13 protein-coding genes are annotated in these 14,547 nt (G+C 36.3%); 1 reads left to right on the top strand and 12 read right to left on the bottom strand.

The annotated features are described in order from the left end of the window. Positions 1 to 77 precede the first annotated feature (77 nt). The 11 genes from KHA94_RS23045 to KHA94_RS23095 all read right to left on the bottom strand — a co-directional run bounded on the left by KHA94_RS23045 (position 78) and on the right by KHA94_RS23095 (position 13,529). Entirely contained in the window at positions 78 to 2,255 is a 2,178-nt protein-coding gene (locus KHA94_RS23045) for a malate synthase G (RefSeq protein ID WP_213104437.1), read from the bottom strand. Between the two features lie 143 nt (positions 2,256 to 2,398). Beyond that, positions 2,399 to 3,850 carry an FAD-binding oxidoreductase gene (locus KHA94_RS23050; protein ID WP_420828189.1) on the bottom strand — a complete coding sequence of 484 codons (1,452 nt, stop codon included), beginning with the start codon at positions 3,848 to 3,850 and terminating at the stop codon, positions 2,399 to 2,401. An 11-nt stretch (positions 3,851 to 3,861) separates the two neighbouring features. Further along, on the bottom strand, positions 3,862 to 5,214 hold the full coding sequence (locus tag KHA94_RS23055) for a (Fe-S)-binding protein (protein ID WP_213104439.1): 1,353 nt from the start codon (positions 5,212 to 5,214) through the stop codon (positions 3,862 to 3,864). Between the two features lie 2 nt (positions 5,215 to 5,216). Beyond that, positions 5,217 to 6,542: an FAD-binding oxidoreductase gene (locus KHA94_RS23060; RefSeq protein ID WP_213104440.1), complete on the bottom strand. Its 1,326-nt coding sequence runs from the start codon at positions 6,540 to 6,542 to the stop codon at positions 5,217 to 5,219. A gap of 310 nt (positions 6,543 to 6,852) precedes the next feature. Continuing rightward, entirely contained in the window at positions 6,853 to 8,190 is a 1,338-nt protein-coding gene (locus tag KHA94_RS23065; RefSeq protein ID WP_213104441.1) for a C40 family peptidase, read from the bottom strand. A gap of 706 nt (positions 8,191 to 8,896) precedes the next feature. Next, the gene (locus KHA94_RS23070; protein WP_213104442.1) at positions 8,897 to 10,273 is read right to left on the bottom strand and encodes an MFS transporter; all 1,377 of its coding nucleotides are present in this window, start codon (positions 10,271 to 10,273) and stop codon (positions 8,897 to 8,899) included. 165 nt (positions 10,274 to 10,438) lie between these two features. Then, complete coding sequence (locus KHA94_RS23075; RefSeq protein WP_213104443.1) at positions 10,439 to 10,981, bottom strand: NADPH-dependent FMN reductase; 543 nt, start codon at positions 10,979 to 10,981, stop codon at positions 10,439 to 10,441. Positions 10,982 to 11,097: 116 nt separating this feature from the next. Beyond that, positions 11,098 to 11,649: a TetR/AcrR family transcriptional regulator gene (locus tag KHA94_RS23080; protein WP_275950930.1), complete on the bottom strand. Its 552-nt coding sequence runs from the start codon at positions 11,647 to 11,649 to the stop codon at positions 11,098 to 11,100. Positions 11,650 to 12,181: 532 nt separating this feature from the next. Then, a complete protein-coding gene (locus KHA94_RS23085) occupies positions 12,182 to 13,042 on the bottom strand; it encodes a DUF421 domain-containing protein (RefSeq protein WP_213104444.1) in 861 nt (286 codons plus the stop codon). A gap of 17 nt (positions 13,043 to 13,059) precedes the next feature. Further along, positions 13,060 to 13,266: a DUF1657 domain-containing protein gene (locus KHA94_RS23090; protein WP_213104445.1), complete on the bottom strand. Its 207-nt coding sequence runs from the start codon at positions 13,264 to 13,266 to the stop codon at positions 13,060 to 13,062. Between the two features lie 59 nt (positions 13,267 to 13,325). After that, positions 13,326 to 13,529 carry a DUF1657 domain-containing protein gene (locus KHA94_RS23095; protein ID WP_213104446.1) on the bottom strand — a complete coding sequence of 68 codons (204 nt, stop codon included), beginning with the start codon at positions 13,527 to 13,529 and terminating at the stop codon, positions 13,326 to 13,328. Positions 13,530 to 13,690: 161 nt separating this feature from the next. Between KHA94_RS23095 and KHA94_RS23100 the strand changes: the two genes are divergently transcribed. Further along, on the top strand, positions 13,691 to 13,894 hold the full coding sequence (locus KHA94_RS23100; protein WP_213104447.1) for a hypothetical protein: 204 nt from the start codon (positions 13,691 to 13,693) through the stop codon (positions 13,892 to 13,894). Here KHA94_RS23100 and KHA94_RS23105 read toward each other — a convergent pair. After that, positions 13,875 to 14,546: a GNAT family protein gene (locus KHA94_RS23105; protein ID WP_213104448.1), complete on the bottom strand. Its 672-nt coding sequence runs from the start codon at positions 14,544 to 14,546 to the stop codon at positions 13,875 to 13,877. The genes KHA94_RS23100 and KHA94_RS23105 overlap by 20 nt on opposite strands. Position 14,547: the final 1 nt, after the last annotated feature.

Raw genomic sequence — 14,547 nt, forward strand, 5'->3', positions numbered from 1 at the left:
GACTAATATTTTCATTCATGAAGCAATCTTCTTGCGATATTACACATAAATTGTTGAATATTGTATCTTTAAAACGATTATTGTTTAACAGCAAACTTCGCTTTTGCTTCTAATCGTCTGCGGTGCAATATTGGCTCCGTATAGCCATTTGGCTGATTATAGCCTTTAAAAATGAGGTCACATGCAGCTTGAAAAGCAACAGAGTTATTGAAGTCTTTGGCCATTGGATGGTAAGCAGGATCGTTAGCATTTTGCTCATCAACTACTTTTGCCATTCGCTTCAATGTCTCTTCTACTTGTTCCTTCGTACAAATTCCATGATGCAGCCAGTTTGCTACATGCTGACTTGAAATTCTTAATGTAGCACGGTCCTCCATTAGACCTATATTATTGATGTCTGGAACTTTTGAACAGCCTATTCCTTGATCTACCCAACGAACAACGTAGCCAAGAATACCTTGCGCATTATTATCAAGCTCCTGCTGGATTTCCTCTTGCTTCCATTCTGGCTGAACAGCTACTGGTACTTCTAAAATCTCATCTCTTAAATCTTTTATGCCTTCAAGCAGTTGAAATTGGACATTTTTCACTTCAACCTTATGATAATGAAGAGCATGAAGTGTTGCTGCAGTAGGTGATGGAACCCATGCTGTATTTGCACCAGCCTGAAGGTGGCCAATTTTTTGCTTTACCATTTCTGCCATCATGTCAGGCATTGCCCACATTCCTTTTCCAATTTGTGCTCGACCTTGAAATCCAGTCGCTAAACCGTTATTGACATTTGATCTTTCATATGCAGAAAGCCACGCAGTTGCCTTCATATCGTTCTTGCGAATCATAGATCCTGCTTCCATTGATGTGTGGATTTCATCTCCTGTGCGATCTAGGAAACCTGTATTTATAAAGGCAATCCGCTCCTTTACCTCACGAATGCATCCCTTTAAATTCAAAGAGGTACGGCGTTCTTCATCCATTACGCCAATTTTTATTGTATTTCTCTTTAATTCAATTAAATCTTCCACACGATTAAATAATCCGTTAGCAAATGCAACTTCCTTTGATCCATGCATTTTTGGTTTGACGATATAAATGGACCCTTTTGTTGAATTCCGAAAGGCTGTATTTCCAAGTAAAGAATGCTTTGCAATTAAACTAGTAACAACTGTATCCAATATTCCTTCTTGGATTTCTTCTCCATTCTTATCTAGAATCGCATTGTTTGACATTAAATGTCCAACATTTCTGACAAACATTAACGATCTCCCTGAAAGAGTAAAAGGCTCACCTTTAGGCGATAAATAGCTTCGGTCGGCATCGAGCGTTCGAGTAATCGTTTTATTTCCTTTATTGAATGAGGCTGTTAAATCCCCTTTCATTAAGCCTAGCCAATTACGATAAACAAAAACTTTATCTTCTGCATCGACGGCAGCAACTGAGTCTTCACAATCCATGATCGTTGTCAGCGCTGCCTCAACAAGAATATCCTTCACTCCCGCTTCATCTGTTTGCCCAATTGGATGTGTACGATCAATTTGAATTTCAAAATGAAGTCCATTGTTTTTTAACAAAATGGCATATGGATGATCTTGTTCTCCCTGGTATCCTGCTAATTTATCTTCATCAACCAATCCAATCTCATAGTCATTGTCGAGAGTAACAGATAATTTTCCGTCTTTAATTCGGTACATTTTTGCATCTTTATGCGACCCTTTCATTAATGGCATTGCTTCATCTAGAAAAGTTCTTGCAAAGGCAATGACCTTGTCACCACGAACAGGATTATAGGCTCCTTTCCTATGGGCACCATCTTCTTCACTGATTACATCCGTTCCATATAAAGCGTCATAGAGGCTACCCCAGCGAGCATTCGCAGCATTTAGAGCATAACGAGCATTATTAACAGGCACAACGAGCTGTGGACCAGCCTGAATCGCAATTTCATCATCTACATTTTCAGTTAATATGCTAAAATCCTCGACTTCATTTTCAAGATAGCCGATTTCCATCAAAAATGCTTTATAGCTCGCATGATCAAAATTTTTATTCTCTAGATGCCATGTATTAATTTTTCTTTGGAGCTCATCCCTTACAGCAAGTAATTCTTTATTTTTCGGTGATAAATCATGAATAATTTCCTCAAAACCATTCCAAAACTTCTCTTGGCTTACTTCACTTCCTGGAAGAACCTCATGATTAATAAACTCATAAAGCTCACTAGATACTTTCAAATTCCCTACTTGTTTATATGCCGACATTTTGTAGCCTCCTTTGAAATATTTCTTATATCTTCTTTATCTCTTTGTTTGGTATTACAAAACACTGTTTCATTCTATCGTTAAAAAAAGGGTAACATAATCAATCTTATATTTCAATAATATTCAAAAAATTAATAAAACAATTATGACTTCAATAATGCATCCTTTATTTCTTTCTTTATTTCAACGCATCTTCCTGGTGTCGGAAATAGCTTCCCTGCATTTAATAGATTATGAGGATTGAAGACTTCACGTATATTTGTCTGTGCGATAATTTCTTCATCATTGAATACGAAACGCATTTCTTCCCTTTTCTCTATGCCAACTCCATGTTCACCTGTAATCGTTCCACCTACATCTGCACATACCTTTAAACACGCACTTCCTGCTTCAAGTGCCTTTTCAATTTCACCTTGCTTCCTGGCATCAAAAAGGACTAGCGGGTGGAGATTGCCATCTCCAGCATGAAAAATATTTGCAATTCTTAACCCTGATTCCTCACTGATTTGCTTAATTCTTTCCAATACTTCTGGGAGCGTACTCCTAGGTATGACACCGTCTTGAACTAAATAATCAGGTGATATCGCACCCATTGCTCCAAAGCCCGTTTTTCGATTAGCCCACCATTGTTCTCTTTCATGTTCATCCTTTGCAGCACGAACTTTGCGTACATGGCACTTCCTGCATACTTCAAGTATTTGATTGATTTGTTCATCAATACCAGCAGCAATTCCATCTACCTCAATAAGCAAAACGGCTTCAATATCTTTTGGATGTCCAACCGGAAAGGCTGCCGCTTCCACTCCTTCAATCGCAACCTTATCCATCATTTCTAGGGCTGCAGGTACAATACCAGAAGAAATAATTTCAGAAACAGCCCTGCTTCCTTCCTCAACTTTATCAAAATACGCAAGAACTGTTTGTTTTCCTTCAGGATTCTTTAATATTCGGACTGTTATCTTTGTTACGATTCCTAACGTACCCTCTGATCCTGTTAATAAACCAAGGAGGTCATAGCCTGGCTCATCTAGTATCCCATTTTTCCCAATTTCAATGATGTCACCATTTGGCAAAACGACCTCAAGACCGAGAATATGGTTGGTCGTAACACCATATTTTAAACAGTGTGCACCACCAGCATTTTCGGCAACATTTCCACCTATTGTACAGCAATACTGGCTTGAAGGATCTGGTGCATAATAATAGCCTTTATCAGAAATAGCATTTGTCAATTTTAAATTCACAAAACCAGGTTCTACTACCGCTCTTCTGTTTTCAAAGTCAACGCTTATTAAACGCTTCATGCGTACAAGGCTAATAATCACTTCACCATTTATCGGGATTGCCCCACCGCTCAAACCTGTTCCTGCACCGCGTGCAAGAAATGGCAGTTTATTTTCGGAACAATATTTAACGATCTGCGCGACTTCATTTGTATCATTTGGAAAGACCACAGCTTTGGGTAAATGATTATGAAGCGTAAAGCCATCGCAATCATAAGCGATTAAGTCTTCTTTGTTATAAAGAATGGAACGTGTACCGCCAACTATTTCTGCTAATTTTTGTATGTGTCCGTCATTTGATTTTATCTTCACTTTCAATTTACTTAACCCTCCCTGACTTCCGACTCTTTTTGATAGGCCCAATCAAGAAGCTGGACAGTATGAACAATCCTTTGATTTCTTCCATATTTTTGTACGCCTATTGCCATTTGTAGCATACATCCTGGATTCCCCATTGAAATCATATCAACATCCTCTGGCACATTCTCCATTTTACTTTGAAGAACGGCTTGAGCCATTTCTGGATTCGTTATATTATATATTCCCGCACTTCCACAGCAGCGATCTGCATTCGGCATGTGAACCATTTCCACGCCAGGAATATCAAGTAATATTTCACGGGGCTCTATACGCACTCCTTGACCGTGTGAAAGATGACAGGCATCATGGTAGGTAATTCTTGTTTTTAGTTCAGCTTTTGGTTTCTCATAACCTGTTTCATGGAGATGTTTTGATATATCAACAACCTTGTTGGAAAATATCTCTGCTCTTTCAAGCCACTCTTGTTCATTACGAAATAATTGTGCGTATTCCTTCATCATACAACCACAGCCAGCAGCATTAACAATTACCGTTTCAAAGTTTTCAAATGCTTGAATATTTTGCTTTGCAAGCTTTCTACCCATTTCACGATCCCCTGCATGCACATGTAAAGCCCCACAGCATGTTTGCCCCTCTGGTATCCTTACATCATTTCCATTCCTTGTTAACACATTTATAGTCGATTCATTAATATCACTGAACATGACATCCATAATACAGCCTGTTAACATGGCGACTTCCCGCTTGGTTTCTCCTCGCGCCTTGATCACCTGTTGATCTTTATACTTTTTGCGCATAGATGTTTTTACTTCTGGCATAATTCCTTCCATTTCAACCAGGTGCTCGGGCATAACATGAATAAGCTTAGTTTTCCTTACTACCTTCTGCAATCCGCTCTTTTGGTAAAATTCCAACAATCCGCCTAGAGATTGTAAACGCGAAGGATGTGGAAATAGCCAATGCAAGAAAAATTTGCTTAGACTTCCCTGCCATCCTTTAAGCGGGATGGCCTGACGGATTTGTCCCCTCGCCTCTTCAATCAGTCCGCCAACATCAACGTCTGCAGGACAAGCTGTCGTACAAGCACGACAATCTAAGCAAGCAAATACAGGATCCATGAATTGTTCATTTACTTCAAGCTTACCCTCAGCTACTGCTTTAATTAAGTAAACTCGCCCTCGTGGAGAATGCTGCTCTTGACCAGTTTGTTCATATGTTGGACATGATTCCAAACACATGCCACAGTGAACACAATCAGCCCATTTATTCTCATCAGGCAGCTCTTTCCATAAATAATTTCCCAGTCTGGTTTGACAAGGCCGGCTTTCGCTAAATTCTGTTCCTGTAACACTCAACCTTATATCCCTCCTACAAAACGGCTCGGGTTCAAAATTCTATTAGGATCTATCTTTGATTTAATACCTTCCAGCAAGAAAAAATGGGGCGGTTTTTCTCCCCATACATTTATGTCCTTGCGTATGGTAAATGGCAAATGTTTCACAATCACATAGCCTTCTAATCCCAGCACAATTTTTCTAATTTTTTCAATTGCGGATAGGATATCTTCTTTTGCTCCTGTAATAATCAACTGACATAGGCCGTGACCTAAACCGCCATGTGCTTCAATTTTAATATTATTTACATCTTGAAGTAAGTCAGCCTTCTTTATGACCTTCAAAACATCAAAATTCACGACACCAATTTTTAATGCCGCAATCGTTTCAGCATTATTCCCAGAACTTGTGCTAGCTGGAGTAATCTGATAGAACTTTTCCCAAAAGACTTGAGCATCCTCCTTTGAAAGAATATTACACACTGTATTTGCTGGCATAATATCCTTTAAGAGCTTTATTTGATAATGAACTGAGCTTTCCACATCCTCAAAACTAACGGCTAATATATAATCATTTCGATGGAAGAGCCTATCTGATAATGAAGGACTTAGCAATTCCATGCAAACCGGCTCGAGTACAGAATCTAGAACCTTTTTTGCACATAATTTGATGTTATCCATGTTTCCTTCTGGAAAAGATAGGAGAACAAGAGATTCATACTTGGCAAGTGGACGAAGCTTAAACGTCACTTCAGATATCACACCGAGTGTGCCCATGGAACCGATGAAGAGCTTGTTCATATCATAGCCAGCAACATTTTTTACTACCTTTCCTCCAGTACGAATGACTGAGCCATCAGGATACAAAATACGTAGGCCAATGACTGAATCTCTGCTTGAACCATATTTAAATCTTTTTGGACCGCTATCATTTGCACCGAGAATCCCCCCAATTGTTGCTTCAAATGGATTAAACGGGTCAAGGGCAATCCTTTGATTTGTATCATCCAAATAATCTTGAATCTCCTGAAAAGTCGTCCCTGCTTTAACGGTTAGCGTCATGTCACCAACCGTATGCTCTACCACTCCTTTATAATCTTCTAAGGACAGTAATATATCACTTGTTTCATTTAAACCTCCGAATCCTCTTTTTGTGCCTCTCCCCATAATTGAAATGGTTAATTTATGATCAGTTGCATACTTTAACACTAATGAGATGCCTTCTTCTGTTTTAGGATATACATTCACAATGCCACTATTTCCTAACGAATGGTTTGAACCATTTTCTACACGTAAATTCCTTTCTGCTAAATACGAAGTTAAATCATTTAATAGTTCTAAAGTATTCATAACCAGCTCCCCTTGATGTTTCTTATTAAGAAACATCGTTTTTAATATTTCGCAATCCTAATCCCTTCTATTATTAATTATTAAACCACTCCAACAATGAAACTTCAATTAATATTTAGAATTTATGAAAAAATCAAAATTATTAGATAAAATTATAAATAAAAAAACTGACCACAGAATTTTTGTGGCCAGCTGTATAATAGAATAACTTAGCGTTCTCAACGTCCTTCAGGAAAACACCATGATTTTCATATGTGTTCTTCCTAGCAGTGAGTATATTTAAACTTCATACGATAAGTTTCTAATTTATTTAGAAGATCCTTACTACACGTCCATTAAATTTATCTTTCCAATATCCACTACTCATATTAGCGATCGCTACACCAGTTGAGCTTTGAGAGCCGATGAATTTTCCACCGCCAATGTATATTCCAACATGTCCATCCTTTTTATACGTGTCAAAGAATACAAGATCGCCTGGTTGCATATCACTCGAAGGAACTTGTCGTCCAGCATTTTTTAATGACTCTGTATACGCTGGTAAAGTAACTCCAGCTTGGGAATAAGCCCATGAAACGAAGCCTGAGCAGTCAAATCTGCCATTATCAATGTCACTTTGAGTCCTTCCTCCGCCAAAAACATATACTGAATTACCAATGTATTTGTAACCTGCTGAAATAACTGTATTAACGTTTCCTGTTGCAGGTTTATTGTTTTCTTTAATTGGTTTATTGTTTTCTTTAATTGGTTTATTGTTTTCTTTAATTGGTTTATTATTATTATTATTATTATTATTATTATTATTATTATTATTATTTGAATCCTTGTTTCCTGCTGATGAATTAGAAACAGAAGGAGTTGATGAATCCTGACTTACTGGAATATTTTTACTAGCTTCCATTCCTTTTTGGATTTCATTTTGTTTAGATGCTAGTTCACTATCTTGAATTTTTAGATTTGCCTTTAAATCTGTTACCTCTTTTTCTTTTTGTTTAAGCTCATTTTCTAGCTCATTATTTTTTTGCTTTTGCTCTTCCATTAGAGAACTCATGCCAACTAATTCAGTTTTCATATTTTCTAAATCTGAAAGCTTCTTTTCAATAGTTGTCTTCTTTTCTTCTAATGTTTTTTTATCAGCATCATGCTGAGCTAAAATGTCTCGGTCAGCTTCAGCAATTTTTGTTACGGCCCCAGCTCTCTCAATGAAATCACTGAAGCTAGTTGACCCAAGGAGTACTTCTACATACCCAATTGAACTATTTCCATTCTGTTGGTAAGAAATAGCACGTTCTTTCAAAATTTCATTACGTTTATCAATTCTCTCTTGAATTTCGGCCAACTCTGCTTTTAATTGTTCAACTTCTGCTTTTGTGCTAACGATATCTTTTTCTGTTTTTGCTATCAAATTGTTATTATCAGCAATAGCTTGATTTACTCGATCTTTTTGTGCTTGTAATGTAACTAATTCTTCAAGCACAGCTGACAATTCTTGATCTGCTTTTGAAAGATTAGTTTGAACATCTGATCTTTGATTCTGTAATTCTGCATTTTGATTATGTAAAGATGCTGCATCAACTGACGGAATTACAAATGCACTACTAAGACCCATTATTAATGTTGTGTTTAAGATTACAAGTTTCTTTTTCATTCCATTTCCTACCTTCCGAATGTGAATAGATCTAGATGATCTTTGGCATATTTATCTCGAATAAACTTTTCTGTCTTAAGTTATGATTATGTATATAGAAACACTTTATCTAGTTTCCTTCAACGAGAATTATAACATCCTAATTTAACAGGACTATTTTAGTTATATTACAAAAGCATTTCAATTAGTTCCATCCACTTCCAATTTCACAATAAAAATACATAATCGGAATTTTTCAGACAAGTTAATCATGATCTCTCTCAAAAGTGAATAATATTTACACAGCAAAAATTGATAAGGCATGTATAAACTTCACTATAAAACGCAGATATTATACGCTAAGTCGATTTCAACCTAAAAAAGCCGTTTCCTCTGTACGATAAGGAATCGACTTTTTTAATTTATTATGTTGGATTCGGAACAAAAACGCTAATTTCATACATTTTTTTAGAAAGGGGCCCTAAGCAAAAAAAGCATATTTTGTAAGTTAAGATAATTTAAAAAGAAAAACAGCCAGTTTAAGCATAAAATAATTGGCAGTTTAATGTTAACTTATTTAAATATCGACGGACATGATTATCCTTTAAATGCTAACCTCTATTGCTGTTGTATAAATTGGTTTATTTACTAGGCTCTTAATAGTAATTTCTTGATTATTATTAAAGTATTCTTCCCATGTTTTCATAAACAACTCCTTCTGAAAACGTCATATTTTTATTTTGCTTTTTTCTTTTGATCTCGCAAGCTGAAAATAGGAAAACAGCAGAATACCTATAAGCAAAGCAATAAGAACTAAATATATATTGCTATAAATGGAACCATTAGGAGTAACATTTAATGGATTCCAAAGCACATTAGAGCCAAGATCAACCAACTTACCATAAACACCTGAAGCAACCCCTCCTGCTATGAAATTCACCATAGAGAATAGTCCCATCCCAACTCCTTGCTGTTCCTTTTTTAAAGTTATGGAAACTGAATTTGACAAAGCTATCATTATAAAGGTTTGCCCTACATTACCGAAGATCAAAAAGATAGCAATAAGTACAGGGGATACTCCAGTAAAGGTTGATAGCAAAATAAAACATGCCAATAGCAATCCAGATGCAACAAAAAATAAATACGAATTTCCTCTAAAGTCTGCTAGCTTACCACCCATTCTTCCAAGAACTGCTGAAGCTACTGCAGCAGGAACCATTGCAAAACCTACCCAGCCAGGCTGCAACTGTTGTACTTGAGCCAAAAGCAAGGGACTTAAAAACTGAAGGGAAAAACCAATTCCACTTATAAGAAAAGCGATTAATAGACCTAAGGTATAGTTATTATTCTTAAAGAGTTCCGGTTGAACAAACGGTTCAGAAACGGAACGAATTCGTATTAGGAAAAGTACTAGGGCAAGCAATCCGAAAATAGAAAACAACCACGATTCATTTGTAATCCCCAGAAGTAGAAAGGTTATTGTAGTAGCTAGTAAAATACCTCCTATCCAATCAAATTGTCCTGACCGCTGACCCTCTTCATTCTGTAAATATTGACGGTAAAAAGGTAACGTGAGTAAGCTAAAGAGAGGGATACAAAATAACCAGCGCCAATTTGCAACACTTACAATTAATGCTGAAATGACTGGACCTAGGGCACTCCCTATAGCCAATCCTACAAACACCGTACCCATGGCAGAACCTCTCTGCTCAGGAGGAAAATAACGTAATGGGATAAGCATAGCCGTTGCTGGAATAGCAGCAGCACCTACTGACTGCAAGCACCTTGCAACAAGAACCATCCAGAATGTGTTGGAAGCGAGACCAATTAATGAACCAAAAGCAAAAAATAGTAATCCAATAGTTAGCAAATTTTTAAGCTGGAAACGATCAGCGAGTTTCCCATAAATAACCGTCCCTATCCCATAAATCAAGGAATACGATGAAGTAACCCAGCTTACTTGTGAGGTGGTAAGCTCAAACTCTTTACTGATCTCTGGCAGTACAAAGTTAAACATCAATACACTCATCGATGAAATGACAAGTGTGAACATTAGTACACGGATTAATTTCTTGCCTGCGTGCATCTGAATATTTTTTTCCATTAAACTCCACCCCTTGAACCATGATTCCAATATGGGAGCCGTACAGTGCTTTTTTAGAAGGAAAGCTAAGACCAAACGGATGGTACCGTTTGGACGGGGTGTCAGCACTGACTGACCAAATTTCATTAAAAACCCTGGGAAGTTTAAGAAACAAATCAATCAAATCTATCGTAAATTTTTTAATGCACCACTCCATGCAATTGTTTGATCTAACATAGCATTGACATTAATAAGGTGTAAATCAGCCGGCTTAAATGTTGTAAAATTTTTAAAATCTGTAAATATTGATAATGTTGGATGTACGCGAACGTCTGCAACTAGTAATTCGCCTAAGATTCCACGCAAATGTTCAGCTGCACGAGCCCCACCAGTTGAACCATAACTTACGATACCCGCTGCCTTGTTGTTCCATTCATCTCGAACGGAATCAAGTGCATTTTTTAACGAACCTGTAATACTATGATTATATTCTTGTACAATAAACACGAATCCATCTAAACTTGAAATTTTTTCAGACCAAGCAATTAATCCAAACTCTTTACCAGTACCTTCACCAAAAAATGGTAATTTAAATTCTGCTATATCCACAATTTCATAATTTGCATCTCCTCGTTTATCAGCAATTTCTTTCACCCATTTTCCAACTTGTGGACTTACACGTCCCTGACGTGTACTCCCTAAAATAATGCCAATGTTTAATTTTTCCATTATTTATTCCTCCTGTATTGTATTAAATGAAAAAGCAAAGTTACCATTTCATTTGTGTATTCAATGAAATTTATTAGTGGGTGTCGGTACTGACTGAACCCTCCCTTTTTAAAATACTAGGGAGCTAAAGCCCTAGTAAATGTTTGCACACTCTCTATTATAAATGTGTCTAAAGACACGTTAAGAAAGTTATCATGGGAATCCAAATTGTTCATAAAGGCTCCGTAATTCATCATCATGAATGATAATGCCTGTACCTTAGGGTCTGTTCGAATCAGCTTTCCTTTTTCGTACATAGCTTTAAAATAATTGATCAGAATATCCATTAACTGTCGAGGGTGTTTTTGCGTTCTTTCTCTAAACCCGGGTAAATTACCTTCCTCTTTAATGCTGATCATAATCATTTTCCTGTTACGATTCATAATATCATGGTATGTTCGACTAATAAGAAGTAAATCCGTTTGCAAATCCCATACGATTTTCTCGTTAAAAAGTTTTGTAAACTCTTCTGCATAATGAAAACGATCAAATGCCTTTTCAAGAAGGTTTTGTTTGCTTCCAAATCGGCGAAACAGCGTTTTTTCACTCAAACCTGCTGTGTTAGCGATTTCTTGGGTAGACACACCATTGTAGCCTTTCTCTGCCATTAGATCAATCGCTGCTAGCAACAGTTTATCATCGTTGCTTAAATTATTATTAATACTTATACTCCCTCACCCTTCCCAATTGGTTGTCAGTACTGACTGTCATATTTACATTATATTTTTACTGTTATAATTTGTCAAGGGAACTTTTACTTTTAGAAGTAAAAGTGTATTAGCGATTGCCTTTTAACATTTTATTATTAGCAAACCGCTTGTCTAATTTAATTAATGCAAAAAATTATAGTGTCGAATTAGATTTCGACAGTGAGAAATATTTCTAAACCTTGAAGTGGTGAGACTCCCCTTCAAGGCATAGAAGGAGAACCAAGGAGCACATTGTAAGTACTATCAAAATGGCAATTGGCAAACCAATAGCCAATTACTATTCACACTGTTACAAGTAACCAATGACCAACTATGGCAATGGATGGTTGATGACCAAAATTCGTTATATTAAAATCTCCTTCTGTGAACCCCTAGCCAGTAATGGCTGGGGTTTTTATCATTTTTTTACGGTTAGGACCTCTCACCTTTTCGTTTTTGATTTATGTAGTTATTAATTACTTAAATATGGACTCAAAGTATTGATTGCATCATTAAGCTTTTTTGCATTCTTTTTATACATATTCTTTGCACTTTCAGATTCAGTTTCTAATTCAAAGATTTCCATATCTGCTTGGCATTTTTTGAGCATTGCCATTAAAAGCGGCCTTGTTTGAGGTGTTGGCTGCTTCATTTTATCATCGTAAAGATCAACCGTTAAATCTCCATATGAATCCACTTGCCCATAAAACACATTATCCATTGTAACCTCTAGCTTATCTATTTCATCTGTCAGCCATTTAAGCGATTTCCCAGCGGATGCAAGAGAATCGTATACAATCTGTCCGTCACGAATAACGGTTTGCGGAACTTTATCATTCGCGACCTTAACGTTTAGATCTTTAGGCGTTATTGGTCTATTCTCCTTTTTTAACAAAATACTTATATCACCAGTAGGTTCTAAAACAGCAAATTCGACATCAGCTAAATTAAAAACATCTTTCTGCCTAAGCAATGTCGTAAGCTCATCAGTAGAGTATTTTTCCTTTTTTAAATTGTCTTCCATAATTTTTCCGTCTTTTATAAAAATTGTCCCTTTTCCTTCAACAAAATCACGAAATGAATTGCTTTTTAATGAAATGAAACCAACGGAAAGAGTGACTAAACCAAAAATACCAATCGCCAGAATACCATGCCCGATATTTCCATCTAGCCCCATAATTACTTCGCCTGCAATACTGCCAATTGTGATTCCAGAAACATATTCAAAAAAGGAAATTTGAGAAATTTGCTTCTTTCCTAATATTTTAGTCATTATAAATAAAACAAAAAGGAATATAAACGAACGGACAATAATCTGGCTCCAATCGGACATTTTATCACCTCTTATTCTTAAGATCCCTTATATTGCGGTTCTTCTAACATCATTTCATTCACGCGAACTTGAAGATCTTTTTTAATATCATTCATCATATTCATTATTTCATGAAAGGTTTTTTGTGCCTCAGGATCTTGTGAATTTAACGCCAAAATTGAAAGTTGAGATTCAATTCCTTTGATCGTAGATAAGCTTTGTTTTACATTAGAAATAACAGTCATGATTTTTACTCCAATCTAAAAATGTTGAAAAGGTTGGCTAAAAGCCAACCAAATTAAAGCTATTGTTTGTATTGTGGTTCCTCTTGTTGGATTTGCTGCAAACGTGGTTCTACACTGTCAATAATCGATTGCGTTTGCTGTGCAGCATTGTTATATAATTGCTTTGCCTGTTGATTATCAGTAGCCAATGCAAATGTTTCAAAGCTGGCCTGTGCATTTTTCAACCCGGCAATCGTCTGTTGGATTTCTGTACTTACTGTCATTACTCTTCCCTCTTTCCTTTTGAAAAATAACTTACAATAGCTATTATTTCTTTTTTACTTAGGATTATGATTATAATTATTGGTAATTTAAGTAGAAAACAGGGCAACAAATAAAATTGAGACAGTATTTTTTAATGAATTAATTATCAGATGGAGTAATATTGGGTGATAAAATCAATCAAAGGATGATCCGTGAGGACAGTTATGAGGTGTTTGCCTTTAAAAATAACGGGAATGAAAAGATAAATTTATTTGTTTTGTTAAATAAAAAATCTGATGAAGATATGTGCAAAATAATTAAAGCAACGTTGGTTCACCCCCGTATTTTAACGGGGGTGAACCATTTTATAATGGCAACAAGCTGATATTTTCTTTACTATTAATTTCTTCAATCATTTGAACCCATTCCTGAGGCTTGTTAGATAGCACTGAATAATAGGCAGTTAAAAACTCCGCTACTAAAGATGCTGGGATTTCTAATACATTCTCTTCTGTTGGCATAAAGCATAAATCAAGTCCTTTTACACCCTCTCCATCATTTTTCCAAGATGGGTGTAAATACGATAATTCAATGCGCTTATAGCCAAGATGTGATAGAACTTCACGGCGAACAAAAGGATTCATTGGCTTAACTCCGCCAAACTCGTGATCGTCTAACTGATATGGATCATAAATTTCGGCGAACATGCCAAAAAGCTGATTTCCATTAGCAATGGCCAATTCCTCTAAATCCTTTTGACGATTTTGTGCTAAAAAACGGCCAATGCTCAATCCTGAACGTCCAATGATTGTAAAATCTGTCATAGCAATATTCCAATCCGGATAATATCTATATTCAGTTGCTCCAACAACCTCATCATCATGAATAGCAACAAAAACGCGAATTCCTGGATCTTCTAATGGCTCCTTCCATAGTTCAAATTCTAGAACTTCTTCCGGAGGAAAAACTTCTTTCATCAAATCATGCATTTTCACGAATAATGGATCTTCTATACTTGTTATTCTCCTATAATCCATA

It is taken from the genome of Cytobacillus citreus (genome assembly GCF_018343665.1).
In the GTDB taxonomy this organism is placed as follows: Bacteria; Bacillota; Bacilli; order Bacillales; family Cytobacillaceae; genus Cytobacillus; species Cytobacillus citreus.

Coding starts and splice junctions, on each gene's coding strand:
- KHA94_RS23045 (WP_213104437.1), bottom strand. CDS start 2,255: ATGTCGGCATATAAACAAGTAGGGAATTTGAAAGTATCTAGTGAGCTT.
- KHA94_RS23060 (WP_213104440.1), bottom strand. CDS start 6,542: ATGAATACTTTAGAACTATTAAATGATTTAACTTCGTATTTAGCAGAA.
- KHA94_RS23065 (WP_213104441.1), bottom strand. CDS start 8,190: ATGAAAAAGAAACTTGTAATCTTAAACACAACATTAATAATGGGTCTT.
- KHA94_RS23070 (WP_213104442.1), bottom strand. CDS start 10,273: ATGGAAAAAAATATTCAGATGCACGCAGGCAAGAAATTAATCCGTGTA.
- KHA94_RS23075 (WP_213104443.1), bottom strand. CDS start 10,981: ATGGAAAAATTAAACATTGGCATTATTTTAGGGAGTACACGTCAGGGA.
- KHA94_RS23085 (WP_213104444.1), bottom strand. CDS start 13,042: ATGTCCGATTGGAGCCAGATTATTGTCCGTTCGTTTATATTCCTTTTT.
- KHA94_RS23090 (WP_213104445.1), bottom strand. CDS start 13,266: ATGACTGTTATTTCTAATGTAAAACAAAGCTTATCTACGATCAAAGGA.
- KHA94_RS23095 (WP_213104446.1), bottom strand. CDS start 13,529: ATGACAGTAAGTACAGAAATCCAACAGACGATTGCCGGGTTGAAAAAT.
- KHA94_RS23105 (WP_213104448.1), bottom strand. CDS start 14,546: ATGGATTATAGGAGAATAACAAGTATAGAAGATCCATTATTCGTGAAA.